Below are 17,885 nucleotides of genomic sequence, written 5' to 3'. Positions count from 1 at the left end.
CCGACAGCGGACTAGTAACGCCATCAGGCGTTACTAAGCACCTCGCGAAACACGTCTGGTCTTATGGTTGCAATGTGCAACAGTGAACGCGCCGCGCCTGAGGGCGCGCGACGGCCTTGTTCCCACTCTTGAAGCGTTCTTACCGAAACCCCCAAAAGCTCAGCAAATTTGGGTTGCGACAGTCCTGTCTTACTTCTTGCCTCCGCTGCTTGAGTGGTTTCAACGTGATGTACGGCGCCATAGTGTCCCGCTTTCACATCCTGAATGGCAGCCAGCAACTCTTCGCCAATGTTGCGTTTGGCGTCACGTTCCTTCAGTTGTTTCTCAGTGAGTGGCATGGTTCATGTCCTTCGCGATTTTGTTCAGGATGTGCGCTGGAATATTCTCGGTAGCGCCCTTTCCGTAGATCAGTAGAGCTACCAGGGCGCCGCAAGCCAATTGTGTGGTGTAGATGATTCGCACCGCTCCACTTTTTCCACGGCCGTCCTGGCTCCAACGAACCTTGCGGCAGCCACCCGAACCAGGCACAACCGCTCCGACTTCAGGATGGCTGGCTAGACAAGCCATGAAAACGCCTCTTTCCTCTTCGGTCCAATAGTCGGGCCATAGCTTGCTGAAAAGCGGAGACTCTATGATCGTTAACACGCGAAATACTACGTCTTTGACGTAGTCTCCGGCAAGAAGGAACGAGCCAGAAAATCGCAGGGGAGGGGCGTCTGCTCAAGGGGCTTTTTACCGCAAAAAATGACATGGCACTTTGCGCAGCAACCCTTGAGCGGAATTTGAGAATAGAGGTTGTAGGTTATCTTTCACCGGTCTGTGCGAGCAATCCACGAATAGATCAACGTCTTCGCTTCTTCAGGGTGATGCGTGCGCCTGCGATAGCTGGCGAAGCTGGCGGAAGTGCAATATGTACACACTTCACTGACGTCGATCTGCTCACGCTTGAATCCTGCTGCTTGCAGCAACATCACCCCGTAGCCGCTCAAATCAAACCAGGCACTTCCCGTTTGCCTGGCATAGGGCGGGGCAATTTCGGGGGGCAGCAATGGCGCCGGTTGTACGAAGTTCCACGGCGCCTGACCGTCACGCCAAAGGTGGCCTTGTTCCGCCTGAAACTGCGCCATAAAGTCCTCGCTCACTTCATAGCAGCACGGTTTGATCGACGGTCCGATAGCCACCTGCAACTGCTCCACGGCGATGCCTTCGTCGGCAAATTGCTGCACGGCATTGGCGATGATCCCACCCTGCAAGCCCTTCCAACCGCCATGCACCGCGGCGACCCTCGCACCGTCTTGAGCCGCGATAAGAATGGGCAGACAATCGGCCGTAATCACTGCAATCGGCTGATGCTCGCGCGTGAACACGCCATCCGCCGCGACGCTGTTGGCCTCCAGGGCCGCCTGCCATTCAATCACCGTGGCACTGTGCACCTGCTTGCAGATGAACACCGCGTCCGGGCGCGCCGGGTCATTGATTGAACAAAAACCATGGTCGACGCCGGGGAGGGCGCCGAGATTATCAGCCTGCTGCACGGCACTCTCTCCGTTCGTAGAACATTCAGTCGCCGACTGCTTCGCCTTCGCGCCGAGGGTCGGCGCCGCCGCTCAGTGTGACCTTGCCTTGAGCATCGCGCGTGCGAACAATGGCCTGGATGCCGCTGGTCATATCGATTTCGCTCAACGCGTGGCCCTTGTCACGCAGCGCCTGTTTCAACGCCGGACTGAACAGGCCGGCCTCCAATTCGGTCGCGCCATTGCGGCTGCCGAAGTTGGGCAGGCTGATGGCGGCTTGCGGGTCGAGGTTCCAGTCGAGCATGGCCACCAGGGATTTGCTCACGTACTCGATGATTTGCGAACCGCCTGGAGAACCCACCGTCGCCAGCAGCTCGCCGCTCTGGCGGTCGAACACCAGGGTCGGGGCCATGGCCGAGCGCGGGCGTTTGCCGGGCTCGACGCGATTGGCCACCGGCTGGCCGTTTTCTTGCGGGATAAACGAAAAGTCGGTCATCTGGTTGTTGAGCAAAAAGCCCTGAACCATCACGTGGGAACCGAACGCCGCTTCTACCGTGGTGGTCATCGACACAGCGCCGCCCTGGTCATCCACCGCCACCACTTGCGAAGTGGAGATGCGCAGCGGCGAGCGGTCCGGCGCGTAGGCCACCTGGATGCCCGCCGGCGTGCCCGGCTTGGCAATGCCCATGCTGCGTTCGCCGATCAGGGCGGCGCGCTGTGCCAGGTAGTTGGGTGCGACAAGGCCCGCGACCGGTACCGGGGTGAAGTCCGAGTCGGCCACATACAGCGCGCGGTCGGCAAAAGCCAGGCGGCCCGCTTCGGCGATCAGGTGCACGGCTTCGGGCGTAGGCTCAAGGCCCGCAGGCGATGCACTCTTCACCGGTTTCATCGGCGCGATGGCCTGGCGCGGGTCACGGGCCTCCACCGCCTGCAAGGTGCCGAGGATCTGCGCGACGGCTATCCCGCCCGACGACGGCGGCGGCATGCCGCACACCCGGTATTGCTTGTAATCGGTGCACAGCGGCGTGCGTTCCTTGGCGGTGTAGCCTCGAAGGTCGGCCTGCGAGAGACTGCCCGCATTGCGATTGCCCTGCACCTTGCGCGCGATTTCATCGGCAATCGGCCCCTGGTACAGCGCGTCTGGCCCTTCCTTGGCGATGCGCTTGAACACCGCAGCCAGTGCCGGGTTTTTCAGCAGTGTACCGGTGGCTTTAGGCGAGCCATCGGCGTTCAGAAAGTAGGCCGCCATTTCCGGCGACTGGGGAATGTAGCGGTCGGCAGCAATCAGCGCGTGCAAACGTGGGGAAATCGCAAAGCCTTGCTCCGACAGTCGAATCGCCGGTTCAAACAGCTTGGCCCATTGCAGGTGCCCGGTCTTCTGGTGCGCCATCTGCAGTGCCCGCAAGACGCCCGGCGTGCCGACCGAGCGCCCGCCAATCTGCGCCTCGGGAAACGCCATGGGTGTGCCGTCGGCCTTCAGGAACAAGCGCTCAGTCGCGCCGGCGGGTGCTGTTTCACGGCCGTCATAGGCGTGCACATTTTTGCCATCCCACAGCATGATGAACGCGCCACCGCCGATGCCGGATGACTGCGGCTCCACCAGGGTCAGCACTGCCTGCATCGCAATCGCCGCATCAATCGCCGAACCGCCCTGGCGCAACATCTCGCGTCCGGCTTCAGCCGCCAGCGGGTTGGCGGCGGCGGCCATATGGCGTTCGGCGTGGCGGGTGGTGAGGTCGGTGCGGTAACCCGAGCCCAATTCCGGTGCCGGAGGCTGTTCGTTGACGGGGGGGTGACAGCCGGCCAGCGCGAGCGCTGCGGCAATCATCGACAGTTGACGGCGGGAAATCGAAAACACGCGCTGAACTCCGTTCATTTTGAGAATGATCTGTTGTCCTTGGGTGGTCCTTTTTACAGGTAAATCGTGCCTTGCAGGTAGAGTGCGGCATGGCCTGAAATGATCACGCGGTCGCCATTGAGTTCACACCGCAGTTGCCCACGGCGCTTGCCGCCCTGTTCGGCGCTCAACTGCAACTTGCCCAGGCGCTCGGCCCAGAACGGTGCCAGCGAGGTGTGGGCCGAGCCGGTCACCGGGTCTTCATTGACGCCCACGTTCGGGCCAAACCAACGGGAAATAAAATCAAAGCGTGTACTTTTGGCTGTCACGGCTATCCCGCGTTTGGGCAGGCCCTTGAGGCGTGCAAAATCTGGCGCGAGGGCCGCGACCTGGGCTTCGTCTTCAACGAGAACGATATAGTCATCAGTGGCATACACCTCGGCGTGTTCGAGCCCCAGCGCGCTCAACAGGCCGGCTGGCGGCTCGCAACGCTCGGGCTGTTTGGCCGGGAAGTCCATTGCCAGTTCGTCGCCATTGCGCGTCACGCGAAGCTCACCGCTGCGGGTGGCAAAGCGCAAGACTTCAGGCGCATTCGGCAGCTTGTGAATCAACACCCAGGCGGCAGCCAACGTCGCATGGCCACACAGGTCCACTTCGACTTCGGGGGTGAGCCAGCGCAACTCATAGACCTCGCCACGGGGCACGAAAAAGGCGGTTTCCGAAAGGTTGTTTTCGGCGGCGATGTGGTGCAGTTGCTCGGTGGGCAACCACTCGGTCAGCGGGCACACGGCCGCGGGGTTACCACCGAACACCTGTTGGCTGAACGCGTCGACTTGATAGATATCCAGTTTCATCACAGGTGCTCCATGTAGGGAAGCAGGACACTAGCAGCGGGTTACCTGGAGCGTCAAAGTACAGATCCTCAGTTTTTTTGTGCGCATGTGTCCAGGTCAGCCCAGGCGCAATACCATCGCGCCGGCGGCAATGATGCAGGCGGCAATCATGCGCACGCGTGTGAGCTGTTCTTTGAGCACCCAAGCCGAGATCACCACGCCAAACAGGATTGAGGTTTCGCGCAGGGCCGAGACGGTGGCGATAGGTGCGTGTGTCATCGCCCACAGCGCCAGACCGTATGACGCCACAGTGCCTGCGCCCCCGACGGCGCCAAGCCGCCAGTGGTGGGCGACGCAGTGACAGAATGCTGCACGCCGGGCGGCTAAAGCCCACGCGGCAAGCGGGATGCCCGTCAGCAAAAATATCCACAGCGTGTAAGCCGCGGGTGCGCCGGACTTGCGCACGCCAAGGCCATCGATCAGCGTATAGCCGGCGATCACCAGAGCGTTTATCAGCGCCAGCACCAGCCCTTTGTTATGCCCGGCCGAGGGCGCTGCGGCCATGCTCAAGATACCCAGGCAGATCACGCCAATGCCAAGCCAGGCATATGCCGACAGCGGCTCGTGCAACACCAGCACACTGACCAGCGCGACCAGCAGCGGCGCCGTGCCGCGCATGATCGGATAGGTCTGGCTCATGTCGGCAATGCGGTAGGTCGAGGCCACCAGCACGAAATACAGCACCTGCAATACCACCGATGCGCCGATGAAGGGCCAGCTTTCTCTGGCCGGCAGCGCCAGAAACGGGATGGCCGCCAGCGCAATCAAAGAAGCGGCGGAGGCGATCATGCAGGTGGTCAGCAGCTTGTCGACGCCGCCTTTGACCACCGCATTCCAGGTGGCGTGAAGGGCGGCGCCCAGCATGATGATTGCGAATACGCTGAGGCTCATGCGTCACCGTTCACGGGGTTGATCAGCGACGTCAATACATGGTCCGCCCACGCGCCATTGATCTTCAAGTAGGCCCGCGCGTACCCCTCTCGCTCAAAGCCCAACCGCTCAAGCAGGCGTGCACTGCGTTGGTTTTCCGGCCTGTAGTTGGCCATGATTCGATGCAGTTTCATCTCAGCGAACACATAGTCAATCGCAGCGCTCAGCGCCTGGCGCATCAACCCTTGGCCTTGGGCCGTTTCATCAAGTGCGTAGCCAAGATGGCAGGCCTCGAACGCGCCGCGCACGATGTTGTTGAAGTTGCAGCTGCCGATTATCCGGCGGTCGCGCAGTATCAGCAGATGCAAGGCTTCACCGTTGGCGGTTTTCTCGGCCATGACTTCGAGGCGCTGGGTAATGGCGCTGAGTTCGAAGAAGCCATCATCGCGAGCCGGCTCCCAAGGTTGAAGGTAGGCGCGGTTTTGCACCAGGTGCGCTTGCAAGGCCAAGGCGTGACGAGGGTGAGCGGCGTGCAGTGTCAGCCGGTCGGTGGTGATGCCATTGGTGGGGAAGAGGGGGTTCACGTATCGCCTCCTTGTGGTTGGGGGCGAGTATGCCTGAGGGCTTTTCTGCAGGCATAAAAAAACGGCCTACCTTTCGGTAAGCCGTTTTTAGTACTTGGTGCGCAGTCATTTGAACTTGAGTTCTAAATTGTTGTATTTAAAGGAGTTGTTGTCTAATCATCCAGTTGGGCATACATATGGGCATACACGCTGCATGTTTCTGCCTACTGATATCGTGCTATCCCCGCTAGGTAAAGCACCATCAGATGGTTGTTGGTGTGTCGCCTTCGGCCGGGTAATAACGCCTTTGTCCGACCTTCTGTTGCAGGTGAGACGAGGGCGTCCGAACTCGGTTGCGAGTCACCGCAGCCCGGTTGTGCGAAAAATTGAAGCCACAATCTACCGCTTCTTTCCTGCCCGTTCAGGAGATACGTATAGGTTGAAACAGAAGACGTGAATGATTACCTCCCGTCCTTGGTCCTCCTTTGCCCTGAACGTAAATCTCCATTCTCCTAATTGCCCTGGCTGAGATCGGATGAAAAGCTCATGCTGCGGCAGTACTTGAGAAATAGTCTCTTGTACTCCGGCGAATCCAGAAACTGACTTATTGAATAGGATTAGGGCTGCCTTGCAGTCCCTCCAAGTCAAATAATCAAGCAACTGATCAAGGGCCGCGACAAGGATCTTTTCGCCCCCCCACAGCTTGCACTCTCCTACGAATGCAGAGCGAGTTTCTTCTTCGATTCGGATATCAGTTTTACCATACTTGCGGAATGCTTCTCCGGTGGCAGCTCCCTGATAAACGCCATTTAAGCTAGCCAGTAAAATGTCGCGAAGACCCTCCTCACCTAAGGATGAATACGTTTGAGGAGTGCCCTCAAAGGTTGCACCCATATGACGAATATTGCTCAAAATCTCTGAGTACAGCTCATTCGTGATTGCTGGCTCAGGTTTGTAACCAGCTGGAGGAACTCTCGGAAGGGCTTGCGCAGTCTTTTTCTTAACATCTACCGACCTGTACTCAGGCATGCCCGTCTTTTTGACCATTGGAATGTTAAAGGCCGATGCCAGACCATGAAGCTTTTCTACCTGCAGTCGTCGGTACTGCACACAATCTCGAACTGAGCGCGGTAGCGAAGCGTGGTATTCCGTCAGCATCGAGCTTTGAGCCGAAATAGATTCCCGGATGAGCCTCAAACTATTCTCAAGCTCCTGTTGATACCACTCAGGCTCTGTGTTGCTGGTATTCCGAAAAGAGAGAGTTAGCAATTTTTTTCTGCTCTCTATTTCTCCCCGAGGGATCCTGGTGCTCCAGACATTGGGTTTGAGTTTCCAAAGCTGAGGATCTCCCGAAAATGGTATGAAAAACCGGAGCTGATGACCGTCCGCAGTTGCGGTGCGTCCAGGGAATCCGTCGTAGTCAAAACGGCCAGTGACATCGATTTTGACCTCTCCGTGTTCCATCTGTATCTGGTCTTCGTGTAGTAGGAGGGGATCGATTGAGAGCCTATCTACGAGGTTTTCAACCAACGTATCTTCACTGATCGATAAAAACTGATCCCGTGGAATTTGCTCAACAAGCTCTTTGATTGACCGTAACTGATGATCCAGCGTTGCCGCTAGGCCCCCATCGTAAAACAGGTTGTCTCGATCGCTCCGGCTCATAGCATCCCTTCAGTTCTGACGTTGGTTTTCAAACATACAATAGATAAAACGTGTGGAGTGCAATGGTACTTACGTCAGCAGGGGCGTGTTTTTTGTGTTGATGAAGGTCAGTTCCAAGGTCGCTGGGGACCCTGAGCTTTTCCTTGCCACACGGGGCATGAAACCCGCGGGATCGAGTTAGTGGGAGGCATTGGAAAATTATTGAAATTTCAATCGTTGAAATTGAGGATCTTGAAGAAAAAGGGCCATCGTTACAGCTTCGGTAAAGGTGGCTGTATCTGTTGCTGAAAGTGAACACCTGCATAGCGTCAACCACTGTAATGGGTGTCAACCTGTCAACCAACTTGAAAAATCCAGCCGCTAACACGAACGCGCGGGTTCTATGCCCCGTGTCTATCCGAAATGCCCAGGGTCCCCAGTGCTTTCTTTCATTGGGCAAATGCACTGGTGAACAGCAGTTCACCCGGTTCACCTGTTCACTAAGCTGGGCACCTTTCTGCTGACACGATCACGCAGGTTACCTGCCCCGTATCTTAAGAAAGTCCCCAGGGGCCCCGGCGGTTGTGCATCACAAGGGACGCTGTAGGAGTTTATACATACGGGGAGCGGGGCGACTACATACATCTCTCAAAGCGGTGTTACGGGTGTAACTGGTGTAACGGGTTAATCTAACTCATTGTATTTAAACGTTTTATCAGCGTTACACAGGTTTTCTGATTGGGTTTTTATGCGTGTTACTCACTTAGCAGGTGTAACGGTTTCAGGTGCGAGGGCGTTTATTTATGGCTCGAGTGCCCTGTTGTCTGTACGAAGCTGCTCGCAGCACGAAGTCCTTTCCAGCTTCTTGAGGCCATTGCGGTTTGCTCGGGTTGGCCGATTATCTATTTACACCATGTGTCCAAACGCGCGTTTATTCGGTCTGATAGCGTGGGTGAGCCAAGAAAAAATCCATCAATGGTGATGCCTCTGGTCAATGATGGCTCTCTCAAGTCGCATACGGCGTTGGGAAGCGCGCTCCGATTCCCACCTAGGGGTAAGCGAATTGTGAGCTAGCCATCTGATATCAATTGTCTGGACAGCCACGCGTTGGAAGGGTAGGTTTTCAGTGCGTAATTCCTGATCGTCATAGACAAAAAAACGAGAGAAACATGGATAGCTCTAACAAAAGAATTCTGTTTGGGAAAAAGTACCGAGCCATTTACAACTCAGATGCGCCGCCAAATCTTGGTTTTTTAGACGTGGTATTTGAACAAATCAATGGTGAGCTCTACTTAGTAAACGATAAAGAGTTTTTTTGTGAGACCTCTCAGGTTTTTGTGACAAGTAACTATCACGATATAGACACGAAATTCGATAACGGTGAATTATTTCAGATTGAAGCGATACCTACTACGCAGGAGTGGAAAGAGGGCGATTGTCGCTATGTAACTACAGCATCAAAAGTCGACTCTAGATTGCCTAGAAAAGCGGCATTGCAAATAATCAGCACAAGCCTACCATCGCCAAACGATAAGGTTATATATACTGATGCCCCTCCTTTTACTCCTCTGATTTTAATAAAGAACGGCGATTCGCTTTATGGGCCGTTCCAGACTACTGCTGAAAGCGACAGTAATGGGAGTACGATACTAAGTCTTCAGTCTTTGGAAGGGCCCTTTCCAGGAAAAAATGTAACCGGCAGCATCCGAAAATATCGATATGAAGATATTGAGCCAGGTGTGGCACACTATGATATTCGTGGTGATAGATATTCTTTTCTGCTACGAGCAGATATGTTTGAGCAGCAAAGTTGCGATTACGTTGACTTCGCATCCGATGAAGAAATTGTAAAAATCGGAAGTGAGCTTTTAAAGAAAGTTGCATTTAAGTCTTTTACGAAAAATGAACAGATCATGTTCAGGGCTGCACTTAATAAAACCAAAAATATCCCTAATAACGCGAATGATCAGCTAAATCGTTTTTTTGCTCTAGCTACTACGACCTCGGAAAAATTGGAGGGACTTGAGGGCGCTCTGCATGAATATCTACAAACCTCCAATGGTCAAAGTCTACTTAGCAAGCATGTTGAGTCTCGAGAAGAAATTTATTTACGAAAGTTCAAAGCTGAAAAAGAAGATAAGCTAAATGAAGAGCTTTCGAATCTCGCGTTAAAAGTCGATAAGCTAACGAAACTGCAAAAAAATCTAGAAGCTGAAAACCAGAACGCCACAGAAAAACTTGAGCAACAAAATGCTACGTTCAAGTCCCAGCAACAAGTGTTTGTAGACGAGGCGCGAAATAAAGAGCGGGGTGAGTTGGAAGCCGAAATTACGAAGGCGAGAACCGAGCTCAATTTGTTGAAGGAAGAGGCTGATCCTTTCAAAAATCTTGCTGCGCTAAAAAGTGAAATTACCTCTGCTAATGAGCGCTTGAAGATTTATCAAGAACAAAGCGATATGGCGAAGCAAAGTAAAGAGCTTATGGAGGATGAACTAAAGCAGCGTGATGAGGAACTTCGTAAAAAACTCTTCACTTTGCGACCATATGTCGAAGCTATTTCGGGTATGAGTCCCCCAGTGGAAGAACTGCTGAAGGCGCTGCCTCACGCTATTGCTAGGGAAATTAAGCCGGATTCCCTATTGTCGGAGCGTAGCCGATATATTGATGAGCTACGGCAGCAGCTAGCTTCAAAAGGTCGTCATTATGAAAAGGATTTTATAGCAAATCTTCTAATATCGATTCAACAAAGCTTTATCGTTATCCTGTCCGGCCTCCCGGGTGTAGGTAAAACCTCTCTTATAAAAATTCTCGCTGAAGCTAAGCAATTGTCTTCGCGAATGCTCAATATCTCGGTAGGTAGAGGGTGGACAAGTCAACGGGATCTTATTGGTTATTTTAATCCGTTGTCTAGCCGCATGATTCCTGCACCCACAGGTTTTTATCAGTATATAAAGTCATGTCAGAATGAAAAGTGTGAGTCGGCTGCGCCACTTTGGGTTCTTTTGGATGAAGCAAATCTCTCTGCAATCGAGCACTACTGGGCTCCATTTATGGGGATGGCAGACGTTGAGTCCGACAAAGTACTGCGGGTAAACGATTCGGAGTTACCAATGCAGGTGCCTAGCTCACTTCGATTCATCGGCACAATAAACAATGATCTTACGACTGAACCTCTCAGCCCTCGGTTAATTGACCGTGCGCCGATTATTACGCTTCAACCTGTAAGCGAGCAGTATGAAGATGAATTTTTGGAGCAGGACGTTGACGGTATCGAACTTCCAATAAGTCATAGTACATTACACCAAATGTTCGATATCGATCAGACTCTCGCGCTCACCGATGAGCGAGAAGCGATCGCCGAACAGATGGCGTTTTTACAGGAAGTGAAGAGTGTTCTCATGGATGACAATATTGCTTGGGGTAAACGTTGCGTTATATCAAAACGTAAAGAGAACGCAATCGAGCGTTACTGCCTGGTGGCTCATCCGCTGATGAGGTCTAGCTCAAATATGCGAGCACTGGACTATGCCCTTAGTCAACATGTCTTGCCTCTAATACAGGGAAGTGGGGACGGCTACGCATTGAGGTTGGAGAAGTTGATAGATCTACTTGATCAGGACGACTTCAAGATTAGCCATGGTCTGTTGCGCCGTATGCACGAGGCAGGTCGCATCGACATGAACTCTTTTAGCTATTTTTCGCACTGATTTATGACTGCCATGATTGAAATATCATTGCTCGTTCAAAGTCATGAGGGGATCCAGGTATTTCCGCTGCTGGAGACCTTTACAGAAATTCCAGCTATTCGAGAGACCGACACAATCTCTTTCAAAGTAGTCTGTCCAAATGTCTTGGGTGAGCCTAAGGTTTATATTCAGGATCATGCGGTTATATTAAATCGCCCATACCCTAATGGGGAACTGACTGAGCATACGGTAGAGTTTAGCCGGTATTTGGCAAATCATTTTGGCGTAACATCCATAGCAGTGTCGTTTTCAAATGCTGATGATTTAATGCGCGTCACACCAATTGATGTGTATGCAACCAAGCTAAATAAAGAGCAGGCGGAAAAGATACTAGAGTATCTATCGCTAAAAATGAAAGACGTTACACATTTGTGCTTTTCCAAAACGCATATTGGGTCGGATGCCAAGTCGGGTGAAACTACTGATACACTAACAAAATTAGATTTCTCGAGAAAAATAATTGAAATGCTGAATGCTAACCGGCATCGGTTTGTGTCTCAGCCTTGCAAGAGATCTGTCGAAGCTCTGAAGGTGAGTAGCTACGAAGACACCACTTATATAACAGATAAAGATATTTCTTGGCTGTTTCAGCACCTTGATCAAATCTATCCCGCATCTGCAGACTCTTCGAAAATCGCGATAAATAATCGCCATTATTCTATAGATCAAATACAGAGAAGTACTTTAAAGGTTGATACGAATCTTTTTGAGAATCAAGTGATTCTAAGCTTTTTAGTTAACCTAAAAAGCTTTTTGATGTCTGTTCCTGATTTCAAGAGAAAGTATCAGGTGCACACGCCGTATAAAGATTATTACGCGTTTGACAGTATTTTGAAGAAGGTAGAAGCTCCGCTTATGGAGCGCCGATATCGCGAGGCAAGAATGTTATTGCAGCAATGCAATGAATTAATTGCTTTTTTTAAAAAGTATCTGCCCTGCACGATTCGTGGAACAGTAACGCCCATACTTACACCTCAGGCTAAGCGCTATACTCATTACGAGAAGTCTTTTCGAATAATTGATGGTTGGTATAAGCTTGGGCATCCCGCATGGAGCGGTAGTAATTATCTTTTTGGATTGAAGTCACTTGATAAACTTTACGAATTTTTTTGCCTGTATAAAATTGCTGATAAATTTGTCGAATTAGGGTATCAGCTCACCGTTACGGGCGTTAGCGACCCGGATAGAAGTTTCGGGATGCGCGGCAAACCCGCTCAATCGCCACTAGATAAAATTACTAACTATTATAAGTTTGAGTCAAATGAAAAAACTTTAGAGCTTTTTTATGAGCCTACAGTATGGGGTTATAGCGAGTTGTCGAAGCCTGGTGAACTCATTGATATATTCCATGCGAGAGGTGTTTCGAATCCCTTTTTTACACCTGACTTTGTTGTTCGTCAGGATAATGGTGATGATTACCCGAGCTATTATGTTTTTGATGCTAAATATTCATCAGAAAGTCAAACCAAGGAGCGGCATTTACCGTCTATTATTGACAAGTATTATTTGAAGCTGAAGGGGATTAGCAAAAATATGCAAGTGGATTCACGTGCGGTTAAACTTGTGTATGCTCTGATACCGAAAACTTTCAATCAAGAGCAAGGCTTCCATGGTGGGCCATTCAATGTTTATGATCAATTGTCGACAGCCCCGTTCTTTGGGTTTTTAAAGTTGACACCAGATGAGGAACGTCCCCTTGATAAGCTTCTTTCGACGTTGTTTAAACCTTCGCATGAGTCTCTTTCCTATTTGGAAGATGTTGTCTCGGCGAGGGTCGATGCAATAGTCGAGGAGGATGGAATGGTTCCTTTAATTTAAATTATTTATTGTTTTTTAGAGAGGATGGAAAATTACAAAAAGGTCTTTGAAGGCCTTTTTTGTTTGTTGTTTGTTGCGGTGTTACTTGGATGTAGAGCGTGATTTAGTGTGCTTCGCTCTTCGGTTTCTTGATGATGTTTTTTCTAGCTCACGCTATGCAAAGTTGAGCTTTATTGTCGACCTTTCAACTGGCATTCGACGCGGTTTATTTCAGCCTTGATCGAATTTGCCGTGAGTGTCTGAACCTTGGTTGGTTGTCCGGTCTTTATATCTACGATTTTAAGTAGTGCGGTCAGATGATTTTTGCGTGTTTTCAAGGTGTCGATCCATCTCGCGCTGCTTTGAATTTGCTTGATCATGGTCTTCGTCCTGATGAGTTATAAACAGCCCGCGTGCGCAGGCTGTTTCAGGTGGCTGGGTGCGTTACAGCGAGAGAATGTCTTCTAAGGTGAATTTGTACGAGCGGTCAGAGAGCTCACGACTATCCCATGTGTCGAAGCCTTCACCTTCTTTAGGAAGAAATAACCTTCTCAGGCTGATTTGATCGCCACCCAGCAAACGTTTAGCTGCCCATAGCTTGGCGCCCATATCCATCAGCGCCTGAGCTTTTTCGTTCCACTGCTCTTCTAATACCTTTTCGGCCAGCAACAAGGCTGTTCTCTGGATGGCAAGGTGCTCGCTTTGCGCTTCGGCAATGTGCTGGTCGACGATTGCCAGCTCATGCTCTAGTGCGGCAATGATCATTTTGTAGTGGTCAACTAATCCGGGACACGACGTTAAGTTTTTCCTCGGCCTGCGCTGGTGCCAACCCATCGTTGAATTGATGAGGCCGAATCCAGTTGTACCGATGCATCAAAAAATGGCTGATTTCGCGCTGCGCTTCCTGCGCAGTTCGATAGCCCACGGCCGGTATCCATTCTGTTTTCAAGCTGCGAAATACGCGCTCCATCGGTGCGTTGACGCTCCTATGTCAACAAGATCGAGCTGAATCGGCTAAATCTGCCAGGATCAAAGGGTATAGCTCCCTGACGATATAGCGCTTTAAACAGCGCTGGATTTCTTTGGAAGACAAACCTTCAGCACTACGACGGGCGACGTAGCTTTGGGTTTTGGGATCACCTCGCATGCGTACCATCGCAATGGTCCATAGGGCGTTGTTCGCAGACCGATTCCCACCTCTGTTTAAACGATGTCGCACCGTTTTACCCGAGGATGCCGGTAAAGGACTGACCCCACAGAGGGCGGCGAGAGCTGCTTCACTTTTTAACCGCTCCGGGTTATCACCTGCTGTCGAAAGCAGCACGGCCGCCGTTTGAGGGCCGACGCCGAATTGTTCACGTAAACGGCGAGCATGTTGGCGAGTCAGGTTTTCTAGAATGGCATCGAGCTTTTCAACTTCCTCTGCCAATGCCAGCCAGCGCTTGCCCAATAGACACAGGGAGGTCGTTAAGATGTTCAGGAATTCAGTCGCGCTCCGTGAGCGAAGACGTGCACATCCCTTGGCGCAGTCGGCAGGTTTGGTTTTCCAGAGCCGTTCACGAATGTCTTGCGGGGCACTGACGAGCAAAGCTCTCAATTGATTGATCGCTTGGGTTTTCGCTCTGACTGCGCTGCGCCGAGCAACCGAAACCACCCGCATCGCCTCGGCCACACCCGATTGGGTCTTGGCGATCGCCGTGGCGTTTCCCGAAAGAACGGATCGAGCCGCGCTCTCGGCGTCGGTGGGATCGGATTTCCCCTGGAGCCGGCGTTTGGAGCGATCAGGGCGGTTAACCTCCAGCACCTCGATGCCATGATCACGCAGGACACGGGCTAAACCCGCGCCATAAGTTCCGGTGCCTTCCACGCCGGCACGCTTCAACATACCGAAGGAGTTGGCCCAGGTAACGAGCTTGAGATATCCGCTGGTATCGGTTGTTACCGCCAAGCAGCCAAGCAGGTTTCCATTCGTGTTGATCAAGACCCCTACGTGGGTATCCAGATGTGTATCAACTCCCAAGATGACTTCGTTTTCGTCCATGGGGCTGTTCATGACTAATGCCTCCGATGAGAACGCATTACCAACCCCATACGCAGGACAGGACACTCAAGATGCAGGACAAGGCTCCTATCAGGTCACAGACGCTGGGCCCGGCAATGCCAGGGAACGTCAGCGTCCAATCGACAGGTCAACGCAAAGGCACTCTATTGGCCAATCCCAGCACGGGTCAGATTGGGCCGACGCTCTTGAGCATAGTGAACTGAGTATCCCAGCAATTTCCTCGTCGACTCATACTCTGGCGCACGCGGTATCGCCACAACCGCTGGCGAAAGAGTCGGCTTGCATATTGCGATCCCTGGTCTGAGTGGAATAGCAGGTCCGAAGGCCTGCCACGCTGCTCGTAAGCCATATCCAGCGCCTTGATCACCAGCTCAGCGTCTGGCTTTTCCGACAGCGCCCAGCCCACGATCCGACGCGTACAAAGATCCAGGACGACAGCCAGGTAATGCCACTTTCCTTGCGCCCAAATGTAGGTGATATCGCCGCACCAGACTTGATTGGGCGCTGGCACGTCGAACTCGCGGTTCAATGTGTTCGGGATATCCAGTCTTTCTACTGTGGCTCGTTTGTAGGCATGGGAGCCGGGTTGTTTGCTCACTAATTCAAGCTCGCGCATCAAGCTACGCACTTTGAATCGACCGAGTTGCTCACCGTCTTCACGCATCAGCGACAGAATGCTGCGACTGCCCGCAGAGCTGCGACTTTGCGAGAACAGCTCACTGACGCGACTACGTAATCGAAGCCGTTCAACATCGGGCGTACGGCACCGCAGGCGCTGGGCGTAGTAACACGAGCGAGTGACGTCAAACACCTTGCACAGCCAATCAACCGGTTCATGTGTGCTCAACTGGTCAATCAGCGCGAACGCTCGTGATCTTCCGACATCAAGAGCGCGGTAGCCTTTTTTAGTATTGATTTCTCTCGCTCAAGCCGAGCGATTTTGGCCTCCAGTTCCTGAATTTTTTGCTGTTCCGGCGTCAGCGCCTTGCTCTGCGGGGTGATGCCTTTATGTTCTTTCTGAATCTGGTCAACCCAGCGGCGCAATGCTGACTCACCAATGCCGAGTGAACGGCTGGCTTCGATGTAGCTGTAGTTTTGTTTGAGCACGAGGTCTGCGGCCTCGCGCTTGAATTCAGGAGTAAAGGAGTGGCGTTGTTTGGTCATCTGACACCTCGATCTGGCGAGCATTCTGGCCTAAATGGGTGTCCGGTTTCATTAGACCACTACAGTCGTTGGCTGCATCGATCTCGGCGGCTTGGCGAGCTTTCTTGGATGTGATCGGGTTCTTACCTTCCGATGCGTCTGCGCGTAGATCGGCCGCTTTCTGCCGAGCGAAAGCGCCGCCCACTTCCGTGTAGCCGCCAAGACCAAGCCACGACCATTTGCCGTCTGGCTTCTTGTAGCGTAATTCCCAGGACTTTTGGCCGTTCGGCTTTACCCTGAATACAGCCCTAGGCTGTCTAGTTCGCGGTAGGCCCCGGCCTCAGGCTCCAGGCTGGAAAGTGTAGTGTCAGCGAGAGGGCGCCGCTTGATATCGGTGCGTTTCATCCTTGTATGCCTTCAGTTCAATTATGTATGAAGCATACACGTGGGCATACACGGTGGGGAAGGATAGGGGTAGATAGAGGTGGACAGCCAGAAACAAGAAAGCCCGCACTAGGCGGGCTTCTTGAGGTGATTCATAGACTGCTGTAGACATCTATGGATCGGTACTTGGTGGCTACGCAGGGACTTGAACCCCGGACCCCAGCATTATGAATGCTATGCTCTAACCAACTGAGCTACGTAGCCAAGTGGCGCGCATTATTCGCGTAGAACGCATATGCGTCAAGCGTTTATTTTAAAAATTTATCTACACTTTCAACTGTTTAAACAGAATAAGGCCAAACGGCGACGAGTGGTGTGGCGAATACGGGTATTTCAGCCACGAAGATCCAAGCTGGGGCTTGCTCCCACATGGGCTTTGCGGTGTTGTGCTGACGGTATTGAATGCGTGATCGCAAGGGTGTGGCGCTGCAGGCCATTTGAGGATGATCTCCAAGGTGCCATCAGGCGCGGCTTGTGATCCGATTTCAGCGTACGAAAAAAGTGTAATTCGGTTGGGCAGATATCCCTGCCGCCCAACGCTTGCCCCCCAGGGCCAGCTTACGGTTGCGACGGTTTGTGCGTGACGCGTTTCAAGTGTTCGCGCGCACGTGACAGGCGTGAGCGAACGGTGCCGATAGGGATGTCCAGCACGTCGGCGGTGTCTTGGTAACTACCATCGGTTTCCAACGAAGCGTAGAGCGTCTTGCGCATTTCCGCCGGTAAGTGATCGATGGCGCTCAAGGTATTTTCCAGTCGGCGGTTGATCTCGAATTCCCAATCCAGATTCTTGTTTTCCTCTTGACCATGCCACAGCGATTCATCGAATTCGCAATGCACCGGTTTGGCATACAGGCGCCGGAAATGGTTGCGCACCAGATTCTGCGCAATGCCGCACATCCAGGTACTGAGGGTGGCCTGGCCACTAAACCGCTCTCGGTTGCGCCAAGCCTCCAGGTAGGTCAGTTGCAGGATATCGTCAGCGTCTTCGGGGTTGAGTACGCGTTTATGAATAAAACGCCGGAGTTTTTTCTGCTGGTCGTCCGTCAGTTGGAGCATGAATTGAGGCGAGTCGCCGACAAGCTGCGCTAAAGCTTCAATAGGGATATTCACGATTTTTTCCTCAGGGTAGACGCTATCGAAATAAGTTCGACGTGAACCCTTTAGCACTGGCTGTGCCAAATGAAAAAATCGATTAACTTGCTGATTTATATATATAAATATATTGAAATAGTGTGATTTTGCGCAGGTATTTGCAAAACGGCAGGTGATTTTGTGCGGGTATTTTCAAAGCAGAGAGCGTTTGTGGTTTTGATGGAACTGTATGGCTCGGGGTTGCCACATAGAGACACAAACTCCCTGTCCTGGCATGCCC

General features: G+C 52.3%; 14 protein-coding genes, 1 tRNA gene and 3 pseudogenes. 2 read left to right on the top strand and 16 right to left on the bottom strand.

Features of this window, described 5'->3' with window-relative positions; genetic code table 11:
- Positions 1 to 23: 23 nt before the first annotated feature.
- The 8 genes from BFP92_RS12260 to BFP92_RS12225 form a co-directional block, all read right to left on the bottom strand.
- Entirely contained in the window at positions 24 to 338 is a 315-nt protein-coding gene (locus BFP92_RS12260; protein WP_065929693.1) for a helix-turn-helix domain-containing protein, read from the bottom strand.
- Positions 325 to 567 carry a hypothetical protein gene (locus BFP92_RS12255; protein WP_239694258.1) on the bottom strand — a complete coding sequence of 81 codons (243 nt, stop codon included), beginning with the start codon at positions 565 to 567 and terminating at the stop codon, positions 325 to 327. The genes BFP92_RS12260 and BFP92_RS12255 overlap by 14 nt, the downstream gene beginning before the upstream one ends.
- Positions 568 to 809: 242 nt before the next feature.
- Entirely contained in the window at positions 810 to 1,535 is a 726-nt protein-coding gene (pgeF, locus tag BFP92_RS12250; protein ID WP_065929691.1) for a peptidoglycan editing factor PgeF, read from the bottom strand.
- Between the two features lie 25 nt (positions 1,536 to 1,560).
- On the bottom strand, positions 1,561 to 3,390 hold the full coding sequence (gene ggt / locus BFP92_RS12245) for a gamma-glutamyltransferase (protein ID WP_065929690.1): 1,830 nt from the start codon (positions 3,388 to 3,390) through the stop codon (positions 1,561 to 1,563).
- 35 nt (positions 3,391 to 3,425) lie between these two features.
- Positions 3,426 to 4,205: a PhzF family phenazine biosynthesis protein gene (locus BFP92_RS12240; protein ID WP_065929689.1), complete on the bottom strand. Its 780-nt coding sequence runs from the start codon at positions 4,203 to 4,205 to the stop codon at positions 3,426 to 3,428.
- A 96-nt stretch (positions 4,206 to 4,301) separates the two neighbouring features.
- Positions 4,302 to 5,135, bottom strand: coding sequence for an EamA family transporter (locus BFP92_RS12235; protein ID WP_065929688.1), 834 nt, complete (start codon positions 5,133 to 5,135; stop codon positions 4,302 to 4,304).
- Positions 5,132 to 5,698, bottom strand: coding sequence for a ribosomal protein S5-alanine N-acetyltransferase (gene rimJ, locus BFP92_RS12230; protein WP_065929687.1), 567 nt, complete (start codon positions 5,696 to 5,698; stop codon positions 5,132 to 5,134). The genes BFP92_RS12235 and rimJ overlap by 4 nt, the downstream gene beginning before the upstream one ends.
- A gap of 378 nt (positions 5,699 to 6,076) precedes the next feature.
- Positions 6,077 to 7,342 carry a hypothetical protein gene (locus BFP92_RS12225; RefSeq protein WP_065929686.1) on the bottom strand — a complete coding sequence of 422 codons (1,266 nt, stop codon included), beginning with the start codon at positions 7,340 to 7,342 and terminating at the stop codon, positions 6,077 to 6,079.
- 1,148 nt (positions 7,343 to 8,490) lie between these two features.
- On the opposite strand from BFP92_RS12225, the gene BFP92_RS12220 reads away from it, so the two are divergent.
- Together BFP92_RS12220 and BFP92_RS12215 are read left to right on the top strand one after the other, a co-directional pair.
- Entirely contained in the window at positions 8,491 to 11,028 is a 2,538-nt protein-coding gene (locus tag BFP92_RS12220; RefSeq protein WP_139114060.1) for a hypothetical protein, read from the top strand.
- Between the two features lie 3 nt (positions 11,029 to 11,031).
- Complete coding sequence (locus tag BFP92_RS12215; protein WP_065929684.1) at positions 11,032 to 12,885, top strand: DUF2357 domain-containing protein; 1,854 nt, start codon at positions 11,032 to 11,034, stop codon at positions 12,883 to 12,885.
- Positions 12,886 to 13,055: 170 nt separating this feature from the next.
- On the opposite strand, the gene BFP92_RS12210 is transcribed toward BFP92_RS12215, so the two are convergent.
- From BFP92_RS12210 to BFP92_RS12180, 8 genes and pseudogenes are all read right to left on the bottom strand, one after another.
- On the bottom strand, positions 13,056 to 13,244 hold the full coding sequence (locus BFP92_RS12210; RefSeq protein ID WP_065929683.1) for a hypothetical protein: 189 nt from the start codon (positions 13,242 to 13,244) through the stop codon (positions 13,056 to 13,058).
- A 64-nt stretch (positions 13,245 to 13,308) separates the two neighbouring features.
- Complete coding sequence (locus BFP92_RS12205) at positions 13,309 to 13,629, bottom strand: hypothetical protein (RefSeq protein ID WP_139114059.1); 321 nt, start codon at positions 13,627 to 13,629, stop codon at positions 13,309 to 13,311.
- 10 nt (positions 13,630 to 13,639) lie between these two features.
- A pseudogene (locus tag BFP92_RS30415) lies at positions 13,640 to 13,843 on the bottom strand (integrase core domain-containing protein); the annotation flags it as partial.
- Positions 13,844 to 13,855: 12 nt separating this feature from the next.
- Positions 13,856 to 14,917: an IS110 family RNA-guided transposase gene (locus BFP92_RS12200; protein ID WP_065929682.1), complete on the bottom strand. Its 1,062-nt coding sequence runs from the start codon at positions 14,915 to 14,917 to the stop codon at positions 13,856 to 13,858.
- Positions 14,918 to 15,131: 214 nt separating this feature from the next.
- Positions 15,132 to 16,090, bottom strand: a pseudogene (locus BFP92_RS30410) (IS3 family transposase); the annotation flags it as partial.
- 64 nt (positions 16,091 to 16,154) lie between these two features.
- Positions 16,155 to 16,474: pseudogene (locus BFP92_RS30405) on the bottom strand (Arm DNA-binding domain-containing protein); the annotation flags it as partial.
- Between the two features lie 166 nt (positions 16,475 to 16,640).
- A tRNA-Met gene (locus BFP92_RS12185) sits at positions 16,641 to 16,717 on the bottom strand.
- 354 nt (positions 16,718 to 17,071) lie between these two features.
- A complete protein-coding gene (locus BFP92_RS12180) occupies positions 17,072 to 17,623 on the bottom strand; it encodes an RNA polymerase sigma factor (protein ID WP_065929679.1) in 552 nt (183 codons plus the stop codon).
- Positions 17,624 to 17,885: the final 262 nt, after the last annotated feature.

It is taken from the genome of Pseudomonas sp. 58 R 3 (assembly GCF_900006605.1).
Lineage (GTDB): Bacteria > Pseudomonadota > Gammaproteobacteria > Pseudomonadales > Pseudomonadaceae > Aquipseudomonas > Aquipseudomonas salomonii.
The sequence above is the reverse complement of the archived record's forward strand: the minus strand, read 5'-3'. Positions and strand labels throughout refer to the sequence as shown.

What these genes read in the sequence shown, in the direction of transcription:
- BFP92_RS12260 (WP_065929693.1), bottom strand. Translation starts at nt 338, where the DNA reads ATGCCACTCACTGAGAAACAACTGAAGGAACGTGACGCCAAACGCAAC.
- BFP92_RS12255 (WP_239694258.1), bottom strand. Translation starts at nt 567, where the DNA reads ATGGCTTGTCTAGCCAGCCATCCTGAAGTCGGAGCGGTTGTGCCTGGT.
- ggt (WP_065929690.1), bottom strand. Translation starts at nt 3,390, where the DNA reads ATGAACGGAGTTCAGCGCGTGTTTTCGATTTCCCGCCGTCAACTGTCG.
- BFP92_RS12240 (WP_065929689.1), bottom strand. Translation starts at nt 4,205, where the DNA reads ATGAAACTGGATATCTATCAAGTCGACGCGTTCAGCCAACAGGTGTTC.
- BFP92_RS12235 (WP_065929688.1), bottom strand. Translation starts at nt 5,135, where the DNA reads ATGAGCCTCAGCGTATTCGCAATCATCATGCTGGGCGCCGCCCTTCAC.
- BFP92_RS12225 (WP_065929686.1), bottom strand. Translation starts at nt 7,342, where the DNA reads ATGAGCCGGAGCGATCGAGACAACCTGTTTTACGATGGGGGCCTAGCG.
- BFP92_RS12220 (WP_139114060.1), top strand. Translation starts at nt 8,491, where the DNA reads ATGGATAGCTCTAACAAAAGAATTCTGTTTGGGAAAAAGTACCGAGCC.
- BFP92_RS12215 (WP_065929684.1), top strand. Translation starts at nt 11,032, where the DNA reads ATGACTGCCATGATTGAAATATCATTGCTCGTTCAAAGTCATGAGGGG.
- BFP92_RS12210 (WP_065929683.1), bottom strand. Translation starts at nt 13,244, where the DNA reads ATGATCAAGCAAATTCAAAGCAGCGCGAGATGGATCGACACCTTGAAA.
- BFP92_RS12205 (WP_139114059.1), bottom strand. Translation starts at nt 13,629, where the DNA reads ATGATCATTGCCGCACTAGAGCATGAGCTGGCAATCGTCGACCAGCAC.
- BFP92_RS12200 (WP_065929682.1), bottom strand. Translation starts at nt 14,917, where the DNA reads ATGAACAGCCCCATGGACGAAAACGAAGTCATCTTGGGAGTTGATACA.